The organism is Streptosporangium sp. NPDC002607, from assembly GCF_053592655.1.
This window is the reverse complement of record NZ_JBSFWD010000008.1, coordinates 183,168-204,226: the sequence shown is the minus strand read 5'-3', so window position 1 is coordinate 204,226 and position 21,059 is coordinate 183,168. Positions and strand designations below refer to the sequence as shown.

22 protein-coding genes are annotated in these 21,059 nt (G+C 69.5%); 16 read left to right on the top strand and 6 right to left on the bottom strand.

The features are described from left to right. The coding region (locus ACWD3H_RS12420; protein ID WP_451955002.1) for a WD40 repeat domain-containing protein at positions 1 to 653 on the top strand (653 nt) is incomplete at its 5' end. A 265-nt stretch (positions 654 to 918) separates the two neighbouring features. Here ACWD3H_RS12420 and ACWD3H_RS12415 read toward each other — a convergent pair. Together ACWD3H_RS12415 and ACWD3H_RS12410 are read right to left on the bottom strand one after the other, a co-directional pair. Beyond that, on the bottom strand, positions 919 to 1,887 hold the full coding sequence (locus ACWD3H_RS12415; protein ID WP_451955001.1) for a phosphotransferase family protein: 969 nt from the start codon (positions 1,885 to 1,887) through the stop codon (positions 919 to 921). A gap of 134 nt (positions 1,888 to 2,021) precedes the next feature. Continuing rightward, positions 2,022 to 2,813 (bottom strand): hypothetical protein, encoded by a 792-nt coding sequence (locus tag ACWD3H_RS12410; protein ID WP_451955000.1) that lies wholly within the window; start codon positions 2,811 to 2,813, stop codon positions 2,022 to 2,024. A gap of 448 nt (positions 2,814 to 3,261) precedes the next feature. Here ACWD3H_RS12410 and ACWD3H_RS12405 point away from each other — a divergent pair, with 448 nt between their 5' ends. From ACWD3H_RS12405 to ACWD3H_RS12355, 11 genes are all read left to right on the top strand, one after another. Then, a complete protein-coding gene (locus ACWD3H_RS12405) occupies positions 3,262 to 6,108 on the top strand; it encodes a PQQ-dependent sugar dehydrogenase (protein WP_451954999.1) in 2,847 nt (948 codons plus the stop codon). Next, a complete protein-coding gene (locus tag ACWD3H_RS12400) occupies positions 6,101 to 7,282 on the top strand; it encodes a ThuA domain-containing protein (protein WP_451954998.1) in 1,182 nt (393 codons plus the stop codon). The genes ACWD3H_RS12405 and ACWD3H_RS12400 overlap by 8 nt, the downstream gene beginning before the upstream one ends. Positions 7,283 to 7,588: 306 nt before the next feature. Next, on the top strand, positions 7,589 to 8,584 hold the full coding sequence (locus ACWD3H_RS12395) for a hydroxyacid dehydrogenase (RefSeq protein WP_451954997.1): 996 nt from the start codon (positions 7,589 to 7,591) through the stop codon (positions 8,582 to 8,584). 148 nt (positions 8,585 to 8,732) lie between these two features. Then, entirely contained in the window at positions 8,733 to 9,008 is a 276-nt protein-coding gene (locus tag ACWD3H_RS12390; protein ID WP_451954996.1) for a phosphopantetheine-binding protein, read from the top strand. 7 nt (positions 9,009 to 9,015) lie between these two features. Next, a complete protein-coding gene (gene fabV, locus ACWD3H_RS12385; protein WP_451954995.1) occupies positions 9,016 to 10,224 on the top strand; it encodes an enoyl-[acyl-carrier-protein] reductase FabV in 1,209 nt (402 codons plus the stop codon). A 267-nt stretch (positions 10,225 to 10,491) separates the two neighbouring features. Continuing rightward, entirely contained in the window at positions 10,492 to 11,352 is an 861-nt protein-coding gene (locus ACWD3H_RS12380; protein WP_355630701.1) for an NADP-dependent oxidoreductase, read from the top strand. A gap of 323 nt (positions 11,353 to 11,675) precedes the next feature. After that, the gene (locus tag ACWD3H_RS12375) at positions 11,676 to 12,542 is read left to right on the top strand and encodes a lytic polysaccharide monooxygenase auxiliary activity family 9 protein (protein WP_451954994.1); all 867 of its coding nucleotides are present in this window, start codon (positions 11,676 to 11,678) and stop codon (positions 12,540 to 12,542) included. Between the two features lie 218 nt (positions 12,543 to 12,760). Continuing rightward, positions 12,761 to 13,459: a DUF305 domain-containing protein gene (locus tag ACWD3H_RS12370; RefSeq protein WP_451954993.1), complete on the top strand. Its 699-nt coding sequence runs from the start codon at positions 12,761 to 12,763 to the stop codon at positions 13,457 to 13,459. Positions 13,460 to 13,527: 68 nt separating this feature from the next. Further along, on the top strand, positions 13,528 to 14,364 hold the full coding sequence (locus tag ACWD3H_RS12365) for a MetQ/NlpA family ABC transporter substrate-binding protein (protein ID WP_355631721.1): 837 nt from the start codon (positions 13,528 to 13,530) through the stop codon (positions 14,362 to 14,364). A gap of 161 nt (positions 14,365 to 14,525) precedes the next feature. Next, complete coding sequence (locus tag ACWD3H_RS12360; protein WP_030913064.1) at positions 14,526 to 14,792, top strand: DUF6458 family protein; 267 nt, start codon at positions 14,526 to 14,528, stop codon at positions 14,790 to 14,792. A gap of 72 nt (positions 14,793 to 14,864) precedes the next feature. Beyond that, a complete protein-coding gene (locus ACWD3H_RS12355; RefSeq protein WP_355560626.1) occupies positions 14,865 to 15,116 on the top strand; it encodes a DUF4235 domain-containing protein in 252 nt (83 codons plus the stop codon). 117 nt (positions 15,117 to 15,233) lie between these two features. Here the strand turns inward: ACWD3H_RS12355 and ACWD3H_RS12350 are convergent, their stop codons facing one another. Then, positions 15,234 to 16,454, bottom strand: coding sequence for a glycosyltransferase (locus tag ACWD3H_RS12350; protein WP_451954992.1), 1,221 nt, complete (start codon positions 16,452 to 16,454; stop codon positions 15,234 to 15,236). A gap of 146 nt (positions 16,455 to 16,600) precedes the next feature. Here ACWD3H_RS12350 and ACWD3H_RS12345 point away from each other — a divergent pair, with 146 nt between their 5' ends. Together ACWD3H_RS12345 and ACWD3H_RS12340 are read left to right on the top strand one after the other, a co-directional pair. After that, positions 16,601 to 16,846: a BON domain-containing protein gene (locus tag ACWD3H_RS12345; protein WP_350912238.1), complete on the top strand. Its 246-nt coding sequence runs from the start codon at positions 16,601 to 16,603 to the stop codon at positions 16,844 to 16,846. Further along, positions 16,843 to 17,556 carry a metallophosphoesterase family protein gene (locus ACWD3H_RS12340; protein ID WP_355569510.1) on the top strand — a complete coding sequence of 238 codons (714 nt, stop codon included), beginning with the start codon at positions 16,843 to 16,845 and terminating at the stop codon, positions 17,554 to 17,556. The genes ACWD3H_RS12345 and ACWD3H_RS12340 overlap by 4 nt, the downstream gene beginning before the upstream one ends. Positions 17,557 to 17,602: 46 nt before the next feature. On the opposite strand, the gene ACWD3H_RS12335 is transcribed toward ACWD3H_RS12340, so the two are convergent. Next, on the bottom strand, positions 17,603 to 18,868 hold the full coding sequence (locus tag ACWD3H_RS12335; RefSeq protein WP_451954991.1) for an RNA-guided endonuclease InsQ/TnpB family protein: 1,266 nt from the start codon (positions 18,866 to 18,868) through the stop codon (positions 17,603 to 17,605). Between the two features lie 23 nt (positions 18,869 to 18,891). On the opposite strand from ACWD3H_RS12335, the gene tnpA reads away from it, so the two are divergent. After that, a complete protein-coding gene (tnpA, locus tag ACWD3H_RS12330; protein WP_451954990.1) occupies positions 18,892 to 19,320 on the top strand; it encodes an IS200/IS605 family transposase in 429 nt (142 codons plus the stop codon). A gap of 316 nt (positions 19,321 to 19,636) precedes the next feature. Here tnpA and ACWD3H_RS12325 read toward each other — a convergent pair whose 3' ends face one another. Next, the gene (locus tag ACWD3H_RS12325; protein ID WP_350912242.1) at positions 19,637 to 19,786 is read right to left on the bottom strand and encodes a GPGG-motif small membrane protein; all 150 of its coding nucleotides are present in this window, start codon (positions 19,784 to 19,786) and stop codon (positions 19,637 to 19,639) included. 22 nt (positions 19,787 to 19,808) lie between these two features. After that, complete coding sequence (locus ACWD3H_RS12320) at positions 19,809 to 20,321, bottom strand: DUF6328 family protein (protein ID WP_355569515.1); 513 nt, start codon at positions 20,319 to 20,321, stop codon at positions 19,809 to 19,811. A 66-nt stretch (positions 20,322 to 20,387) separates the two neighbouring features. Between ACWD3H_RS12320 and ACWD3H_RS12315 the strand changes: the two genes are divergently transcribed. Continuing rightward, positions 20,388 to 20,984 (top strand): hypothetical protein, encoded by a 597-nt coding sequence (locus ACWD3H_RS12315; protein WP_451954989.1) that lies wholly within the window; start codon positions 20,388 to 20,390, stop codon positions 20,982 to 20,984. The last annotated feature ends 75 nt before the right edge of the window (positions 20,985 to 21,059 follow it).

Genomic DNA, 21,059 nt, shown 5'->3' with positions numbered 1-21,059 from the left:
CTGAGAGCGTGATCTCGGTGGCGTTCAGCCCGGACGGCAAGACCTTGGCCAGTGCCAGTGGCGACATGGTGCGGTTGTGGGATGTGGGCACGCGCCTTCAGATCGGCGCGCCTCTGAGCGGCAACACCGGCGCGATCTTCTCGGTGGCGTTCAGCCCGGACGGCAAGACCCTGGCCAGCGGCGGCGGCGACAGGACGGTGCGGTTGTGGGACGTGGGCACGCGCCTTCAGATCGGCGCGCCTCTGAGCGGCAACACCGGCGCGATCTTCTCGGTGGCGTTCAGCCCGGACGGCAAGCCCAGGAGCTTCAACATCGGCGCGATCTCTTCGGTGGCGTTCAGCCCGGACGGCAAGACCCTGGCCAGCGCCAGCGTTGACAAGGTTGACAATACGGTGCTGCTGTGGGACACAGCCACGCGTCGCCTCCTCGGAGCCCCGCTCACCGGCCATACCAATGAGGTCACCTCAGTCGCGTTCAGCCCCGATGGCAAGACTTTGGCCAGCGCCAGCGAGGACAAGACGATACTGCTGTGGAACGTTGCTCTGCCCACAAATCTCTACGCAGCAGCCTGCGCCATCTCTCCTCGGTCTCTCCGCCGAGAGGAATGGAACCTCTACATACCCGGCGAGAAGTTCCAGCAGGTATGCCCCTGATCTCCTTGGTGCTAGCGCAGCCCAACGGGGTTTGGTGATGACGGTCTGAAATGGCCCCACTCTGACGGCTTGGGTGCTAAAAGGTGGTCGCAACACCTGACCCTGAGGGAGGAAGTGCCGGACGATGCGGCAGCCAGGACGTTCTGGCATCGGCCAGGAGGTTCGCGAAGCCGGTACTGAGAGAAAACCGGTGAGGGCGTCGTACCGTGCGCAGAACTCCTCTCCTTGGGCATCCGAGTTATGGCATTCGCCCGTGCGCCTGTCGTCAGTGGACCAACTGCCTGACCAGTGCCTTGGCTGTGTGCTCGTGCCGCTCGGGGTGGTCGATTCCCCTCGGCCCCTCCTCGACGAGCATGATCAGATACAGGTAGGCGCGGTAGAGGGCGAGGCGGGCGCGGGTGTCGGGGGTGAGGTCCAGGTGGCCGCCGGCCTCGCGGTAGCCGTCCAGCAGGTCCGCGTCCTGTTCGGCCGTGCCGAACACGTCGACCGAGACGAGGTCGGCCACCGGATCTCCCCAGAACGCCCGTTCGTGGTCGATCAGCGCCGCGATGCGCGGTGGTCTGCCGTCCGGCTCCAGCAGCACGTTTCCCGGCCAGAGGTCGAAGTGGACCAGCGTGGGGGTGACGACATCGTCCAGTAGGTGCGCGCGAGCCCGTACGACGCTCGCGATCTCGTCCACCGGCCACGGCAGGACCGCCCGGAACCGGACCGCGTCGGCGAGGACACCGTCGACCATGGAGAGAAACGCCTCCCGCCAGGTCGGCGCCGTCATCTCGGCCAGTTGCGGGTAGCCGAAAGCAGTTCCCCTGATCCGGTGCAGCGTGGCCAGGTGCCGGCCGAGCTCGAAACGGAGACTTCTCGTGTCCGCCTCGGCCAGTGGTTCCGCCAGCTCCGACCAGGCCACGCCGTCGATCGCACTCATGATCAGGTACGGCAGCGGCCCGTCGAGGTTCGCCTGCCACAGCCGGGGGATCGGCACCCCGGTGGCGGCGGCGAGCTCGTAGAAGAGGGCCTCCGTCCGGATGATGTCCCGCTCGTAGGTGAGCAGCTCGACGTCGGCGGGAGGGCCGAGCTTGAGGACCAGCTCGCCGCCGTCTTCGAGCCGCGCGCGCCACAGTGCCGCGAACGAGCCCGCGTCAAGCTCCCGCAGGGAGACGGGCCACTTTCCCAGAGCCTGGAAGATCAGGTTTGCGGTCTCCGTCGTGGACAGTCGCCGCTTGGTCTTTATCTCCATGAACGATCATCCATCATCATCTTCGGCGAGGGAAGTGCCGGTTTCACCCAGTGGGGGAACCGCTTTCCCGTCATGGTTCCGGTGTTCGAAACGGTCAGGGCCGGGCCGTCGCCTCGACGGGGCCGAGTGCCGGGTCATCTCCAGGCGCGGCGTCGCAGCAGGAGCCCGGTGGTGGCGGTGAGGATGAGCAGGGAGCCGGTCAGCAGGAACATCCGCCCGTCGGGCCCGCGCTCACCGCCGCCCCCGGTCGCGGCGGGCCCCGACGGGGTCTGTTGCACCCTGCCGTTCCCGCCGACCTCCGGTTCTGTCTCCGGCTCCGTACCCGTATCGGTCTCGGTCTCGGTCTCCGTCCCCGTCTGGTCGGCCGCGGTGACCGTGAGGGGGTAGGTGGTCAGGGCGGCCTGGTTCTGGACCGCACACTTGATCGACGGCGCGTTGGCGGCGGTCCCGAAGTTCAGGGCGGCCGGCCGCACCGTCGCCGTACCCGCGTTGGACGAGGTCGTACTCAGGCTGACCGGGGCCGTCGGCAGCGGGATGACCTGGTTCGCGTCGACCGTACCGGGCGTACCCACCCCGGTGGCGGAGGTCAGTCCGGTGAGCCCGCTGATGGACGCGTACGCGTACAGGCTGGTGTCGGCGGTCAGTCCCGTCGCGGGTGCCTTCAGCCCGGTGCCGTCGGCGTAGGTCCCCTGCCAGCCGATGCTCATCTGCTCACCCGTCGTGGCGGCGGCCGGCATCGTCATCTCGACCTTGACCTTGATGTTCTGTTTCTCGGTCGCGCCGGTGGTGGTGCACTGGTACTCCACGACGTCGGTGATGACAGCCGAGCTCTGCCGCACCTCGCTGACGGCGGCGCCGGCCGGCTGGAGGAAGAGAACCAGGCCGCCGGCCAGGACGGTGACGGAGAGAACGGATCGGACGCGCAAGGCGACTCCCATTGCGACAAACGTGGCATTTGGGAAGACGTACTACGAAGTTATCCGGTTGTCACCATGTCCGTATCCGGACAGAAGTGCGCCCCCGCTCTTGGGTGAGGCCGGTTGCCCACCTTCCCGGGTGGCCGGCACGGCCCCTCCGCTCGGCGTCGACCACGGGTGGTACCACCGCGTCGAGCTGTACCAAAGGTCCCAGCTCACCGGCCACTGGCACGTTGCAAAACCGGCCTCAGGGAGCGTTCCCTCAAACACGCGGGCGGTTACCTGGAAGTGTGAGAGCCGTTTCAACCAGGTTAATCAGCCTCTTGACAAGTTTTGGTAAGCGAGAGCAATCTCGTGGTGGGAGAGCGCTCCCTCACATCCGTCAGCGCCCAGCAGTACAGAACCCGAGACCCTGACCACCGGTCCACCCCCCTCCACAGAGACCTGGAGTCTCGCCATGGCCTCGCTCCGCCGATGGTTACCGCCCCTGACCGCTCTCCTGACCCTGACCGCACTCCTGCACCCCCTCCCGGCCACCGCCACCGCCCGGGTCGCGGCCCAGGCCGCCCCGCCCGTCGATCCCGCCAGGTTCCAGCAGGTCACGCTGGCCAAGGGGGTCGCCGAGGTGGGAGAGCCCATGTCCATGGCGGTGCTGCCGGACCGCTCGGTCCTGCACACCGCCCGCGACGGCACGATCCGGATCACCGACGCCGCGGGGACCACCAAGGTGTCGGGCAAGATCCCCGTCTACTTCAACGACGAGGAGGGCATGCAGGGCGTCGGCATCGATCCCGGCTTCTCCTCGAACCGGTTCGTCTACCTCTACTACGCGCCGCCGCTCTCCACGCCCCCGGGCAACGCCCCGCTCGACGGCACCGCGGCCGACATCGCGCGCTTCGACGGCGTCAACCGGCTGTCGCGCTTCAGGCTGAACACCGACGGCACGCTCGACGTCGCGAGCGAGAAAAGCGTCCTGGAGGTGAAGACGAGCCGGGGTTTCTGCTGCCACGTCGGCGGTGACATCGACTTCGACGCCGCGGGCAACCTCTACCTCACCACCGGCGACGACACCGAGCCCGGTTTCAACGACGGCTACGCGCCACTCGACGACAGGGCGGGCCGCAACCCCGCACTCGACGCGCAGCGGGGCGCCGCCAACACCAACGACCTGCGCGGCAAGGTACTCCGCATCAAGGTCAACGCCGACGGGTCGTACTCGATCCCGGCCGGGAACATGTTCCCCCCGGGAACGGCGAACACCCGGCCGGAGATCTACGCGATGGGCTTCCGCAACCCGTTCCGGATGAGCGTCGACAAGGCCACCGGCGTGGTCTACCTCGGCGACTACGGCCCCGACGCGGGCACCGCCGGCGCCAGGGGGCCGGGCGGCCAGGTCGAGTTCGACCGGATCACCGGGCCGGGCTTCTACGGGTGGCCGTACTGCACAGGCAACAACACCCCCGCCGAGACCTACGCCCGCTACAACTACGCGACCGCGACGGTCGGCGCCAAGTACGACTGCGCGGGCGGTCCTGAGAACACCTCGCGCAACAACACCGGCCAGGTCAAGCTGCCCCCGGCCAAGGCCGCCTGGATCACCTACGACGGCTGCTCGCTGCCGGAGTTCGGCTGCGGCGCGGAGTCGCCGATGGGCGGTGTCGTCTACCGCTACTCCGCCGCGCTGAACTCACCGATCAAGTTCCCGCAGTCGCTCGACGGGCACTTCCTCGCCGGTGAGCTCCAGCGGCAGTGGATCAAGGACATCGAGGTCAACGCGGACGGCAGCCGGGGCACCATCCAGCCCTTCCCCTGGTCGGGCACGCTGGTGATGGACATGGCCTTCGGCCCGGACGGCGCCCTCTACGTGCTCGACTACGGGACCGGCTGGTTCAACGGCAACGAACACTCGGCCCTGTACCGCATCGAGCACATCGGGACCGGCGGGCGGGCGCCCATCGCCAAGGCGTCGGCGGACCGCGTCTCGGGGAAGGCGCCGCTGACCGTGGCGTTCTCCTCGGCGGGCAGCTCCGACCCGGACGGCGACGCGCTCACCTACTCCTGGGCGTTCGGTGACGGCGGCACCTCCACCGCCGCCAACCCCACCCACACCTACACGACCGACGGCACCCGTACGGCCACGCTGACCGTCAGGGACAGCACCGGCCTGACCGCGACGGCCAACGTCGAGATCAACGTCGGCAACACCGCGCCCACGGTGCGGATCGACCTCCCGCTCAACGGGCAGGTGTTCGGCTTCGGCGACGCCGTGCCGTACCGCGTCACCGTCACCGATCCGGAGGACACGACGATCGACTGCGCGAAGGTGAAGATGACCTACATCCTCGGTCACGACACCCACGGCCACCCGCTCGCCACGGCCAACGGCTGCTCGGGCACCATCCAGACCCCCGCCAACGGCGAGCACGACGGGGCCGCCAACCTGTTCGGCGTCTGGGACGCCGAGTACACCGACTCCGGCGGCCTCACCACCCATGCCCAGCACGTCACCCAGCCGAAGAACCGGCAGGCCGAGCACTACACCACCTCCCAGGGCGTCGCCCTGTTCGACAAGCCGACCGCGCACGGCGCGAAGACCGTCGGCAACATCGAGAACGGGGACTGGATCGCCTTCGACCCCTATGTCCTGGCCGGAGTCTCCAAGATCACCGCCCAGGTCTCCTCCGCCGGAGCCGGCGGGACCATCCAGGTCAGGGCCGGCTCGGCGACCGGGACGCTGCTGGGCACCGCCACCGTGGCGCCGACGGGCGGCTGGGATACGTTCGTCGACGTCTCCGCCAACCTGACGGGTGCCCCGGCCGGCACGACCAAGCTCTTCCTGGTCTTCGCCGGGGGCGCGGGCGCGCTGTTCGACGTGGACGACTTCACCCTGACCACCGGGACGCAGCCGCCCACCGGGACGCTGCTGTCGTCGGGACGTCCGGTCACCGCCTCCTCGACGGAGGGCGCCGGATTCGCGGCGGGCAACGTGGTGGACGGCAACCTGGGGACGCGGTGGTCGTCGGCGTTCTCCGACCCGCAGTGGATCTCGGTGGACCTGGGTTCTGCCCGGCAGGTCAGCCGGGTGAAGTTGCAGTGGGAGGCCGCGTACGGCAGGGCCTATCGGATCGAGACGTCGACCAACGGTACGACGTGGTCGCAGGTTTACTCCACGACCGCCGGTGACGGTGGGGTGGACGATGTCACCTTCGCGGCGGCGAGTGCCCGGTACGTGCGGGTGTACGGCACGCAGCGGGCCACCGCCTGGGGCTACTCCCTGTGGGAAATGGAGGTCTACGGTGCGTAATGTCATCGCGGTCATCACCGCGCTGCTCGTCGTCACGATCGGATTGGGGGCGCCGGCCATGGCAGCGGACCCGGCCTACAAGGTGCTCGTCTTCTCCAAGACCGCGGGGTTCCGGCACGACGCCATCCCCGCGGGCATCACCGCGCTGCGCGGGCTGGCGGCCGAGAACGGCTTCACCGTCGACGCCACCGAGGACGCCGCCGCCTTCAGCACGGCCAACCTGGCCGGATACCGGGCGGTGGTCTTCCTGCTGACCACCGGCGACGTGCTGAACGCCGCGCAGCAGACGGCGTTCGAGTCCTACATCGCGGGCGGCGGCGGATACGTGGGCGTCCACTCGGCCGCCGACACCGAGTACGACTGGGCCTTCTACGGCGGCCTCGTCGGCGCCTACTTCTCCTCCCATCCGGCCATCCAGCAGGCGACCGTACGGGTGGAGGACCGCACGCACCCCTCGACGGCCCACCTGCCGGCGACCTGGGTGCGCACCGACGAGCTGTACAACTACCGCACCAACCCTCGCTCCGCCGCCCACGTGCTGGCCACGCTGGACGAGTCGACCTACTCCGGCGGGTCGATGGGGGCGGACCACCCGATCGCCTGGTGCAGGCCGTACCAGGGCGGCCGGGCCTGGTACACCGGACTCGGTCACACCATCGCGTCCTACACCGAGCCGAACTTCCGGGCGCACCTGTACGGCGGGCTCCGCTACGCGGCCGGGGTCGCCCCCGCCGACTGCGGCACCGCCCCCACCCCCACGCCGACTCCCACGGTGCCCCCGGGGAGCGTGCTGCTGTCGTCGGGGCGTCCGGTCACCGTCTCCTCCACGGAGAACGGGTCGTTCGGCGGGAGCAACGCGGTGGACGGCAATCTCGGGACGCGGTGGTCGTCGGCGTTCTCCGACCCGCAGTGGATCTCGGTGGACCTGGGTTCTGTCCGGCAGGTCAGCCGGGTGAGGTTGCAGTGGGAGGCGGCGTACGGGAAGTCCTACCGGATCGAGACCTCGACCAATGGCACGACGTGGTCGCAGGTCCACTCCACGACCGCGAGTGACGGCGGTGTGGACGACATCACCTTCGCGGCGGTCGGTGCCCGCCACGTGCGGGTCTACGGCACGCAGCGTGCCACCGTCTGGGGCTACTCCCTGTGGGAGATGGAGGTCCACGGCAGCTAGGAGTCGGGATTCCCGCGGATCTCACCGGTTTCGCAGGTTCGACAGGTGGGAATCCGTTGACGGCCGGTTGCCCGGCGTTGGACGGCTCATCATCGTGCCGCTGGGAACCGCAGCGGCAGCCACACGTACCGGGTGACCGCCGGCCCCTCGGGCCGGCGGTCACCCGGTTGAGAGACAGGAGGTGGTCCGGATGTCCTGGATCGGTAGGACGGCGGTGCGGCCGGTGCCCGGCAGGGGCGCGGGAGGCCCGGCGACACCCGGCACCCACATCGTGGTCCGCGACTCGATCCGGCCGGTAACCGTCCGATGACCACCGCCGCGGCGTTCGCCATGCAGCCCCGGCTACTGCCCGAGCTCTTCCCCCCCGACCTGCGGCACCGGCTGTCGCTGGTGACGCGGGTGGACGAGCGAGTGATCGAATCCTTCGACGGGCCGCTCGACGTGGAGATCCTGATCACCGGCTGGGGGTGTCCGAGGATCGACGCGGACGTGCTGGCCGCGGCTCCACGGCTGCGGGCGGTCGTGCACGCCGCCGGCAGTGTCAAGGGGCACCTCACCGCGGAGGTGTTCGACAGGGGCGTCGCGGTCTCCTCGGCGGCCGAGGCCAACGCGCTGCCGGTGGCCGAGTTCACCCTGGCGATGCTCGTACTGGCCGCCAAGCAGGTGATCGTCAAGGCGCGCGCGTACTCCACGCGGGGCTGGTCGGGCGATCCGCTGCCCGGAGTGGCGACGCCGAGCGAGGGCGGCGGCCTGATCGGAGCGGTGGTCGGGGTCATCGGCGCCTCCCGGGTCGGGCGGCTGGTGATGGAGCGGCTCCGCGACCACGGCGCGCACATCCTGCTCAGCGACCCGTACATCAGCCCCGCCCAGGCGGCGGCCCTCGGGGCCAGGCCGGTGCCGCTCGACGATCTCTGCCGCGAGGCCGAGCTGGTCACCGTGCACGCCCCCGCGCTGCCGGAGACCCGCGGGCTGCTCGACGAGCGCCGCCTCGCGCTGCTGCGCGACGGCGCGGTGCTGGTGAACACCGCCCGGGGCTCCCTGATCGACACCGACGCCCTGGTACGGCACTGCGCCACCGGTCGCATCGGCGCCGTCCTCGACGTGACCGATCCCGAGCCGCTGCCCCTCGGGCATCCGCTGCTCGCCCTGCCGAACGTCCTGGTCACCCCGCACCTCAGTGGAGCCAGGGGCAGGGAGCTGCGCCGCCTGGGCGAGTTCGCGGTCGCCGAGGTCGAGCGGCTGGCGCGGGGCCTTCCGCTCCGCGGCACCGTCCGGCCGGCGGATCTGGATCGGATCGCCTGACGTCCCGGCCGGCCGGGCTCGCGTACCTCGCCGCGCGGACCCATCTCCCTGAAGTAGCGCACCGGCGAACCCGGCCCCGGAGGTCCGGCGCTGCCGTTCGTGCCCACCAACGCCCTGTGGTCACGCACCGGCGCGGCCGGAGGCAGCCGTGGCTGACGAGCTCGCACTGCGGCAGGCGGTGGTGGCCGCGGTCGCCAAGGCTGCCGGACGTGCGCCACGCGACCGCGCCGATCCGGGTCTGGACCTGTGGAATGACCTGGGCCTCGGTAGCCTCTCGCTGCTGGAGCTGATTCGAGACCTCGAAAAGCGGTTCCAGGTGACCATCCCGGATGAGGACACCGGCCAGGCCCACCCGGTCGGCGACCTCATCAGGATCATTCAGCGTCTCGCGGGCTCCGACCCGCCCGCGGGCCCGACCAGATAGGCACACGATGACGGAACGACTCATCGAACCCCGCGGGCGCGGGTTCCTGCTGTTCGACTCCCACCCCGCCGGATGCGAGAAGATCGTCGGCGACATGTGGGATCGCGTCGCCCCCGCGATCCCCGGCAAGAAGGCCGAGCGCCGCCCGGTCGCCCTGATCATCGGCTCCAGCGCCGGCTACGGGATGGCGGCCACGATCGCGGGAATCCGTCGCTACGGCCTCGACGGCGTCGGCTTGTGCTTCGAGCGCCCGCCCACCGAGCGTCGCACGGCCACCGCGGGCTGGTACCGCACCATCGCGACCGCCGAACTCGCGGCCAAGGCCGGCCGCGACTGGTCGTTCGTCAACGGCGACGCCTTCGCCGACACCACCAAGGAGCAGGTACTCGACCTGCTCGCCGAACGGTTCGGCGGCATCGACTACCTGATCTACAGCGTCGCCGCACCTCGGCGCACCGACCCCGTCACCGGGCAGACACACCAGTCGGTGATCCAGTCCCTCGGGGCGGGGTACAGCACCAAGACCCTGGACGTCAGCGGAGACGAACCGGCGCTGAAGGAGATCTGGGTCGAACCGGGTAGCGACACCGAGCGGGCCGACACCATCAAGGTCATGGGCGGCGAGGACTGGGCGCTGTGGGTTGACGCCCTGGCGGGCCGTGGCCTGCTGCGCCCGGGGTTCACCACCGTGGCCCTGTCCTACATCGGCTCGCACCTGACCGCGCCGATCTACCGGGACGGGACCATCGGTGCGGCCAAGGCCCACCTGGAGGAGACCGCGCTCACACTGAACGGCGGCCTGGCCGAGGTCGGCGGGCGGGCCATGACATCGGTCAACGGCGCCGCCGTCACCCAGGCATCCACCGCGATCCCCGGCATCGCCCTGTACGTCAGCCTCCTGCGGGGCGCCCTCGGCGAGGCCATGCAGTCCCCGCTTCAGCAGTCCGTCGAGCTGTGGGACCGGCTCACCGGTGCCCAGGCGCTCGACCTCGACGACCAGAGGCGCATCCGCCTGGACGGGTGGGAGTTGCACCCGCTCATCCAGGAGCAGGTGACCGAGCGGTGGGAGGCCGTCGCCCCCGACAGCATCGGCGACCTGGCCGATATCGACTGGTTCACCGGCGAGGTGCGCCGCCTGTACGGCTTCGACGTGCCCGGGGTGAACTACAGCGCGCCGAGCGAGCCTGACCTGCTCTGGCCCACCCCCACCGAGTAGCGACCGACCGGAGGAGACGTGGCAGCCGCCGCGGATCTTCGACCGGTTCGCCTGCCCGGAGGTCCTGGAGCACCTGCGCGACCCCGGTCGCCTGGTCAAGGCGCCCCAGGACACGGACGGTGGCCCCCTGCGCGCCGGGATCCGGAGCGCATGAGTTGACCTCAATCATGCTTGAGGTTGCAGGCTGGGCGGCGGCGTACACGAGTGGAGGGGAACCCTGTGAAGGCAGCTGCTTTTTTCGAGTTCGGCGGTCCCGAGGTACTGCGGGTGACGGAGCTTCCCACGCCCGAGGCGGGCGAGGGGCAGGTACGGGTGCGGGTCAGGGCCGCGGGCGTGCAGCCGTTCGACCTGGCGATCAGGGAGGGGTGGACTCCGCCGGGAGTGGACGGGGAGCTGCCCCGGGTGCCCGGCAACGAGTTCTCCGGGGTCGTCGACCAGGTGGGAGCGGGGGTGGCGGGGGTCTCGGCCGGGGCCGAGGTGCTGGGCTTCACCCTGCTCAACGCCTATGCCGAGTACGTGGTCGTGCCCGCAGGGAACGTCACGCCCAAGCCTGTGAACATGCCCTGGGAGGTGGCGGGCGGTTTCACCGCCGGGACCCAGACGGCCCACATGGCGCTGCGGCAGCTCGGGGTGGGGGAGGGCGACACGCTTCTGGTGCACGCCGCCGCAGGCGCGGTCGGCACCGCCGCGGTCCAGCTCGGCCGGCTCTGGGGGGCCACGGTGATCGGCACCGCGCGGGAGGAGAACCACGACTACCTGCGCGAGCTCGGCGCGATCCCGGTCGCGTACGGCGAGGGCCTGCTGGAGCGGGTCCGCGACCTGGCGCCCGGCGGGGTGGACATGGTGCTGGACGGCGCGGGCGGTGAGGCGTTCGACATCTCCCTGGAGCTGGTGAAGGGGGAGCGCCTCCTCACGCTCGTCGAGCACGGCAGGGCCGCCGAGCTGGGGGCGCAGCGGACCAGGGGGGAGCGGCTGGCGTCCCGCCTCGCCGAGCTCGCCGCCCTGTACGCCGAGGGCAGGTTCGTCTTCCCGGTGCGCGGCACCTACCCGCTGGAGCGGGCCGCGGACGCGCATCGCGAGCTTGGGACCAGGCATGGCAGGGGCAAGGTCGTGCTGGTCATGGACTGAGGCCGGGGCTTCCGGGGGGAGGCAGGGGCGCCTCCGGGAGCTGGACCGGGCACGGCAGGGGCGAGGTCGTGGACCGAGGCTCAGGCCTCCGGGGGAGTGGGGGCCCGCCGGTCGCGGGCCGAGGCTCACCAAGGGCGGGCTCGTCCTCCCGGTGCGCGGGACCCACCCGCCGGGGGCTTGGGATCGTGCTGGTCAGGGATCTGTATCCTCGTTCGACTGGCATTATGGGACGGACTTTTAGTAAGGTTTCTTGTTAATAACGTGCTATCCGTCGGCTCGTTGGACATGTCCTGCCTCCATTCCCCAACCCAGGAGGAGTCCACGTGCATCTACGACACAAGGTGGCCACCGGTGCCGCCGCGGCGCTCAGCGTAGGGTCCCTGCTCGCGCTGCTGCCGTCCACCGCGGCGGTCGCCCACGGTTCCATGTCGAACCCGCCCAGCCGGGCCTACGTCTGCAAGACGGAGGGCCCGGAGACCCCCAAGTCCGACGCGTGCAAGGCGGCCGTCGCGGCCGGAGGCACCCAGGCCTTCTACGACTGGCACGAGGTGTCCCGGCTCGAAGCCGGCGGTAACCATCGCCAGATCATTCCCGACGGCCAGCTCTGCGGCGCCGGGCGCGACAAGTACCGGGGGCTCAACCTCACCAGGGCCGACTGGCCCGCCACCTCGGTCTCCCCGGGACCGCTGACGGTCACCTACCACGCGACCGCGCCGCATGCGAACAGCAACTTCGAGTTCTACATCACCAAGCAGAGCTGGAACCCGACCCAGCCGCTGCGCTGGTCGGATCTGGAGCACATCAGGACCTTCACCAACCAGAACCCCAGCACGTTCACCAACTGGACGATCAACCTCCCGCAGCGGAGCGGCCGCCAGCTCATCTTCTCGATCTGGCAGCGCATCGTGGGCAGCACCGAGGCCTTCTACACCTGCTCGGACGTGAACTTCGGCGGGGGAGGCAATCCCAGCCCCACGCCGACCCCGACGGTGACCCCCACCCCGACCCCGACTCCGACCCCGACCGTCACCCCGACGAGCCAGCCGGGCGGTACCTGGCAGGCGGGCGCCGCCTACGCGGCGGGCGCCACGGTGACCTACGGGGGCGTGACCTACCGGTGCCTGCAGGCGCACACCGCGCTGGCGGGCTGGGAGCCGCCGAACGTGCCGGCTCTCTGGCAGCGCGTCTGACCCGTTGACGTCCGGCCGGGACGAGCCGTCCCGGCCGGGCGTTCTCCCCTGAGGTCCCGCACCGGTCCGCCGGCCCGGCGGGGAGGGCGCCGCGCGTACGAGGCCCGGTCCTGGCCGCCACCGAACAGCACACCGAACAGCACACCGAACCACGCGGCACCGTGCCGCGCTTCCTCCCCCGGGGCCAGAGTCCGGGGTCTCCAGCCTGGAGGTATTCGATGAGACGTGCGGTCCCGGTGGTCGTACTGGGCGTCCTGCTGCTCGCGGGCTGCGGTGCCCACAGCATCCAGGAGCTTCGGGGCGGCGCATCCGGTCACGCGGGGCACGGCGCCGCCGCCCAGAATGCCGACCAGAGTGCCGACCAGAGTTCTGATCATGACGCGCACGATGGGCACGGCGCGGGTCAGGGGGTGCCCAGCCCGTCGCCCGCCCCGCCGACGGGTACCGCCGAGGGGGTCGCCTTCAACGCTCCCGACGTGATGTTCCTGCAGATGATGGTGCCGCACAACGCGCAGGTGGTGCGGCTGGTGCGGCTGGCACGGGAGCGGCAGGTCCGCCCCGAGGTCTCCGAGCTCGCCGAGGCGATCGGGGTGACCCAGGAGCGCGAGTCCAGCACCATGTCCGGCCTGCTGGCCGCCTGGGGGCAGCCCGCGACGGCGCCGGACGACGAGCACGCCGCGCACGGCGGGATGCCCGGGGTGAGCGATGAGGAGGTCGCGGCGCTCATCGCGGCGCCCCCGGCCGAGTTCGAGCGAAGGTTCCTCGACATGCTCATCGCCCAGCAGGACGACGCCTCCCAGATGGCCAAGGTGGAGGTCGCGACCGGGCTGCACGCCAAGGTCACCGAGATGGCGAAACGCGTCGATGTCTCGCGTACAGCGCAGATCGCCCAGATGTTGGCTTTGCGTGACAAGTAAGGATTTGTCCCTTTCCCCGTTTCTGTGAGATATTTCCTACCAGCTGTAAGGGGAATTAGGGGAGAATCATGCGCAAGATATTTGGGATCGTGGCCGGACTGATCCTGGCCGGGACCCTGGCCGGATGCGGGGGGACGTCCACCGACACGGCCCAACCGGCCGACGGCACGCCGAAGGCCGATGCCCCGCTCAAGGTCGGGGTCAACCCCGTACCCCACGGCGAGGTGCTCAAGTACGTCAAGGACAACCTCGCCGCCGGCGCCGGGCTGAACCTGGAGATCGTCGAGTTCACCGACTACGTCCAGCCCAACACCCAGCTCGACGAGGGCAACCTGGACGCGAACTACTTCCAGCACATCCCGTATCTGGAGGAGTTCTCCAAGGGTAAGAACATCCAGCTCAGCTGGGTCGCCCCGGTCCACATCGAGCCGCTCGGCCTGTACTCCAAGAAGATCAAGAACGTCTCCGAGCTCGCCGAGGGCGCCCAGGTGGCCGTGCCCAACGACGCGAGCAACCTCGGCCGTTCGCTCAAGCTGCTGGCCGACAACGGCCTGATCACCCTCAAGGAGGGGGTCGGCGTCAAGGCCACCGAGCGCGACGTCGCCGACAACCCCAAGAAGCTGGAGTTCAAGCCCCTTGAGGCCGCCCAGCTGCCCCGCTCCCTGGAGGACGTGGACGCCGCGATCGTCAACGGCAACTACGCCCTGGAGGCCGGGCTGCAGCCCGCGACCGACTCCCTGCTCCTGGAGAAGGGCGAGGGCAACCCGTACGCCAACGGCCTGGTCACCGTCCCGGCCAAGGTGGACGACCCCCGGATCAAGAAGCTCGCCGAGCTCCTGGCCGGCCCCGAGGTCAAGAAGTTCATCGAGGACAAGTACAAGGGTGCGGTCCTGCCCGCCCAGTAACCGATTCTTCGCCGAGAACCCACGGGCCTGACGACTTTTCCGAAGTCGTCAGGCCCGTGACGTCCATTGGGATGCCGTGGTCGGCAGCTGTCTCCGCCGGGTGACGTTTGGGAGCCGTGTGGGGGATAGGGGGGATGCGTTGGCTCGAAGGAGGAGATCCCATGACCATCGCAGGCGGCATCATTCTCATCATGCTCGGCGCCATTCTCACCTGGGCGGTCGAATTCGACATCGCCGGGTTCGACATCAACGTCGTCGGTGTCATCCTGATGATCGGCGGTCTCGCATGGCTCCTGTTCGCCGTGTACCGGCTCAGCATCGCCCGCCGGGCGGTGGCGGACTCGACGGCCACCACCGTGGTCGAGGACCCGGTCGCTCATCGTCGCGTCTACGAGGAGCGGCACTACAACGACCCCCCGGTCGTGTGAGTGTCGTGTGAGTCAGGTACCGGTCCGGAAGGGCAGGCGTGTCTTCCGGTCAATCGAACGGAGGGCGAGACGTTGAGCAGGGTCGTATCCCGCAGTGTGAGCGCCGCGAGTGGAATGCTCGGTGGCGCGATCGCCGGAGCAGTCTTCAAGCAGGTCTGGAAGTTCGCGTCGGGCAAGGACGACGCGCCCCAGGCGACATCGGATGAGTACGGCTGGCGAGAGGTTCTCGTGGCGGCTGCCATCCAGGGAGCGATCTTCGGTGTGGTCAAGGCCGCGATCGACCGTTCCACGGCACACGGCATCCACAGAGCCACCGGCAAGTGATCACCTGCCGGGCCCTCCGGGGCCCGGCACCCGATCCCCGGCCGAAGGTCCCCGGTCCCGTCGACGGGACCGGGGACCTTTCTGGCTTTCCGTCCTGATTCCGGGACCGGAGAGCCGTCAGGCGACGCCCGGGTACGAGCGGGCGCCGTCCTTCCGCCATGCCGGGACGCGGGAGGAGATCACCTCCGCGTACACGGCGGCGGTCCGGTCGGCGATCTTGTTCCAGTCGTAGTCGGAGCGCGCCCGGACGGCGGCGGCGGTGCCGTACGCCGCCAGCAGGCCCGGCGTGGCGAGCAGCCGGCGCAGCGCACCCCCCAGCGTGCGCGGCTCGCGAGGCGGGATCAGCAGGCCGGTGACCCCGGGGACGACGGTGTCCAGGTGCCCGCCCACCGCGGACACCACCACCGGCACCCCGCAGGCCATGGCCTCCACCGGCACGATGCCGAACGGCTCGTACCAGGGCATGCTGACCACGGCGTCCGCCGAGCGCATCAGGACCGGGACGCGCTCGCGGGCCACCTTGCCGAGAAACCTGACGCGGTCCGCCACGCCGTGCCTGACGGCCACCCGCGAGAGCCTGCCCACCTCGGGGTCGTCCGGGTGGCCGCCGGCGACGAGCAGCCTGGCGCCGGGGACGTGGGCGAGGGCCTGGACCGTGGTGTCCACGCCCTTGCGGGGTACGGGACGGCCGATGGCGAGCAGGACGGGGCCCGGACCGAGATCGGCACGCGGGCCCACCGGGGTGAAGGAGCGCACGTCGACACCGCAGGGCACGACGCTCGTACGGCGGTGCGGCACGCCCATCCGGCGCAGTTCCGCCACCTCGTCGGCGCAGGTCGCGACGACCGCGTCCGCCTGGTGGGCGATCATCGCCTCGATCCCGAGGCGCTCGCGCGGGCTGGTGTCCGCCGCGCCCTGGTGGCGGAGCTTGACCGTACCGAGGGCGTGGAAGGTGTGCGCGATGGGGACGTCGACCTCCCTCGCGGCGACCAGGGCCGCCAGGCCGCTCATCCAGAAGTGGCTGTGCACCATGTCGGGCGGTGCGGCGTTCCAGCGCCTGGCCAGCCACAGGCCGAAGTCCGGCATCCAGGGGAGCAGGTCGTCCTTGGACAGGATCATGGCCGGGCCGGCCGGGACGTGGACCACCGTGACCCCGGGGGCCAGGGCGACCCTCTCCCGCTGGAAGGCGCACTCCCTGCGGGTGTAGACCGTCACCTCGTGCCCGCGCCCGGCGAGCGCGATGGAGAGGGCGGCGACGTGGACGTTCTGGCCTCCGGCGTCGGCTCCGCCGACGGTCGCGAGGGGGCTGGCATGCTCTGAAACCATGGCGATCTTCATAGGCACGTCTCCACCGAGTTATGCGGGGCAGGCGTGCCCGCGTCCTGGGCACAGCGGCCTCCTCTGCCCTCAGCGGGGGTTTTAAACGTGTTTGACCTTGGGTTCCACGGGAAGGCGAGCCTTTTTGGACGGAAAGGAGTTCGACGATGGAGGCTCCGCAGTACGTCGCCGCGCGTGTGCAGCGCGCGCTCGCCGAGGACGAGAGAACCACGGAACTCGGCGTCCGGGTGGATGTCCGAGGTGATCAGCTCTACCTGCGCGGCCAGATCACCAGCGCCGACCGCCGCGAGCTGATCGCCAAGGTGGCCGGGGAGGCGGCTCCCGGGCTGGTCGTCCACAACGAGATCGATGTCGTGAGCGTGGTGGAGCCGGTAAGGGAGGAACAGCTGTGAGCGCGCTGCGGATCGCGGCGGTCGGAGACGTGCACCTGGACGAGAGTCTCAGGGGGGATTACCGCAGGCGGCTCGACGGCATCGAGGATCGAGCCGACGTGCTGCTGCTCGCCGGCGACCTGACCCGGCACGGCACCATGGAGGAGGGGGAGATGGTGGCGGACGAGTTCCGCGACCTGTCGATCCCGGTGGTGGCGGTGCTCGGCAACCACGACTACCACTCCGACCGGCCCGCTGAGATCGCCGCGCTGTTGCGCGGGGCCGGGATCGAGGTCCTGCACGACGACGCGACGGTGATCGACATCGACGGGATACGGCTCGGCGTGGCCGGTGGCAAGGGCTTCGGCGGAGGGTACGCGGGCAAGTGCGCCAGCGACTTCGGTGAGCCGGAGATCAAGGCGTTCGTCGGCCACACCAAGCGGATCGCCGATCGCTGGCGGGTGGCGCTGAAGGAACTGGAGGCCGACTACCGGGTCGTGCTGTCCCACTACTCGCCGGTCAAGGACACCCTCGACGGGGAACCGCTGGAGATCTACCCCTTCCTCGGCAGCTACCTGCTGGCCGAGGCGGTCGACGCCGAGGGCGCCGACCTGATCATCCACGGGCACGCGCACGCCGGTACGGAGAAGGGCGTCACCCCGGGCGGCATCCGGGTGCGCAACGTGGCGCTGCCGGTGCTGGGCCGGGCGTACGGGGTGTACCTCCTTTGAACTCCTCCCCGGCCTGAAGGCCGGAGATTCTCCCGTCGCGTCGCGGTTAAGCGGCGCGCGGGGGTTGACGCTTCGCAGACCGGGTAACCCCGAGGTCTCCACGTCCTGACACCACAGTTCCTGCGGCGTTGTTGATGTTGATCGCGGCGTTGGTGTCGGCATGCCCGACCCATCCGCACGCGGGGCTTGTGCAGGTGAACACGGTTTTGGCGCGGCTGGCCGGGTCGCGGTGCCCGCACTGGTGGCAGGTCTGCGACGTGCCCGGGGCGGGCACCTTCACCACCATCCCGCCGCGATCACGGGTTTTGTACTCCAGCAGGGTGACCGTGCGAGCCCAGGCCTCCCCGGCGATCGAGCGGTTCACTCCGGCCTTCTGTGCGACGTTCACGCCGGGGTTCTCGACTGTGCCCTTGGCAGAGCGGACCATGTTCGTAACCTTCAGGTCTTCCACCTTGATCACGCTGAAGGTGTCGGCGAGTTCGGTGGTGGTCTGGTGCTGCCAGTCCACGGCTCGGCGCTTGGCTGTCGCGCGGGCCTTGGCGATCTGGTCGTAGGTGCGGGTCAGCCGTTTGGACGTGGGCCGGCCGAAAGTGCGTGTGCGGCGCTGGCGTGCGGACTTCTTCTCCAAGCGGCGCAGGTGTTCCTTCTCGCCGCTGGTGAGCCAGGGTGCGTGCTCACGCATGGTGGTGTCCGACAGGGCCAGGGCGACGTTGATTCCCCGGTCGATCCCGACCTGCGGGCCAGGGTGGCAGACCGGGGCAGGCACCTGGCGTTCGGTCCGGAACACGAGGTGCCAGCCGTCGGCTTCTTTGACCAGGCGGGCTCCGGTGATCCGCCCGGCAGGGCCGCCCTTGGTGACGCCGGGCAGGTCCTTGGTCCACCGAAACCGGACCCGCCCGACCTTGGGCAGGTTGATCGCACCCCACCGCCGGTTAATCCGCATGATCTGCAAATCGCGGGCCTGGGGGACGTCCACGGCCAACCGGGACCGCAGGCGGCCCTTGAACGTGGGCCGTTTCGCCGGGTGGTCGGGGTCGAGGAAATTCGCCCACGCCTGCCGATACGTTTTCAGCACCGCTTGCGCCGCCTGGGCGGGCAGTCGGCCCATCCAGTCGATCTCGCGGCGGGCCTGCCGGATCGCCGCGTCGCAGTCCTTGACCGAGGCCAGACGGCCCTGCCGGAAGGTGAAGTACTCATGCAGCAGGTTCCACAGGGTGCGAGCGGTGTGCGCCTGACCATCCAGCACGGCCACCTGGGCCGTGCTCAGGTCGAGACGCGCCACGTGCGCCCGGGTCTGCTTCACCAGTTCCACGCGCTCATCGTATCGTTTGGTTTATGTCACCGCGCTGGAATCCGAACCCCGACGTCCGGACGGGACGCCATGTCGTTTATCACCTTCACGCGCACTTGGTGTTCGTCACTAAGTATCGACGGGGGGTGTTCACGAACGAGATGCTGGCCCGCTGCGAGGAGATCATGCGGGAAGTGTGCGCGGACTTCGAGGTCGAGTTGCGTGAGTTCAACGGCGAACACGACCATGTCCATCTGCTGATCCACTACCCGCCGAAGGTCGCCCTGTCCAAACTGGTCAACAGTCTCAAGGGCGTCTCCGCGCGGCTCCTGGGCAAGGAGTATGCCGCGCATGTCCGCAACCATCTGTGGGGTGGACACTTCTGGTCCGGGTCCTACTTCGCCGGATCAGTCGGCGGCGCACCGCTCACGGTACTCAAGCAGTACATCGAGCAGCAGCAACGCCCACTGTGACCTGCGGGTGAAGGCACGCTCGCGCCCTGGCGGGCACTCCCGCGCGGGCCTTCACCCCCGGCCTGAAGGCCGGAGCACTGGCCCGCATTTCGGTAGATGGGCGCCGCCCCTCTCCCGCACCGCCGGTGGCGGGGAGGGGTGGACATGAAGAAGCGGGCCGGGGAGACCCGGCCCGCGAGGCTTCTTGGGAGTTCGGGGCGACTTGTGTTCCTACGAGCGCGAAGCTCGCGTCGAATGGCCTGCCGGCTCAGAACCGACAGTGGGCTGACAAGTGGGCTGACACTGGACAGGTGCTTTCGCGAGCGCGGGGCTCGCGTCAGACATTGAAGATGCTCACACCCCCGGGGCCGATGAGGAAGCCGAGGACGATGAGGACGATCCCCCAGAGGAGGTCGCGACGGGCCAGGATCACATAGATCCCGGAGATGACGAGGATAACTGCGATGATCCAAAGTAAAGTAGCCATAATCGGCCTCTGCCCTCACAACTCATGACTTAACATCCTCGTCATCCTCTGTTCGGTATAGATCGATTATTGGCTGAACGAACCACAGCCAGGCGCTGGACAGGGCCACGGCCCCGCCGAACACCGCCGCCGGCCAGGCGTTGATGACCGTCTCCGCGACCAGCGCGACCGAGCTCGTCATCGCGATCGCGAGCCCGGCGGCCCCCGCTATGCCGACTCCGTTGGCGCGGTGCAGCATCTTCTCCTTCAGCCCGGTCCGGAACAGCAGGCGATGCTGGGCGGCCGGGGTGATGAAGCAGACGGACGCGATGGCGGCGCTCAGCAGGGCGATGAAGAACAGCCAGTGCCCCAGGACATCGACTTTGTTGAAGCCCGCAGCGAACGGCAGCGTCAGCAGGAAGGCAAAAAGCACCTGCACGCCGGTGACCGCGACGCGCAGGCCCTGTAAGAGCTCACCGAGCTCGCGATCGACGCGTTCCTTGCGGGTTTCTCCAGGATGGGGATTTTCTCTTTGCGTATGTTCGACCTGAACCATACGCCCCGTTTACCCGAGTCAAAGTCCGGCATGCCTACCGTGGATGTTATGGGGTACGCGTGAGCCATGGGCAGCCACAGTCATGAGGTCACGGACGCAATCCTGGAAACGCTGAAGCGGGCGAGCAGCGGGCTGAAGGAGGCGGATGTCAGGTTCGCGCTCGCCGGAGGTTGTGCGGCGTACGCGCGCGGGGCCGCACCCTCGCTGCACGACGTCGACTTCGTCCTCCCCGTCGAGGACGTGCCGCTCGCGCTCGAAGCGCTGGGCAAGCTGGGCTTCGAGACGGTCAAACCGCCGGAGGACTGGCTGGTCAAGGCATTCGACGAGGGCAGGCTGGTGGATCTGATCTTCTCGATCTGCGATCATCCGATCACCCCGGAGCTGCTGAAGCGGGCCGAGCCGATGAAGACCTCGGCGGTGATCCTGCCCGTCCTGGAGGCCACCGACCTGGTCATCTCGTGGCTGCTGCCGTTCTCCGAGCACACCTGCGACTACGGCTCGCTGCTGCCCCAGGTCCGTGCCCTGCGCGAGCAGGTCGACTGGAACCGTGTCGCCGCCGTCGTGCAGGACTCCCCGTACGCCTCCACCTTCCTCACCCTTCTCGGGCGCCTCGATGTCATCCCCGACTCCCTCGACTCCTCGGGCGACCCGGCCTGGCCCTGAAGTGCCGTCGGGGCGGCACCGGAAACGAGAGGGGCCCCGCCGGGTGGCGGAGCCCCTCTCGTCGTTCAGCGTGCC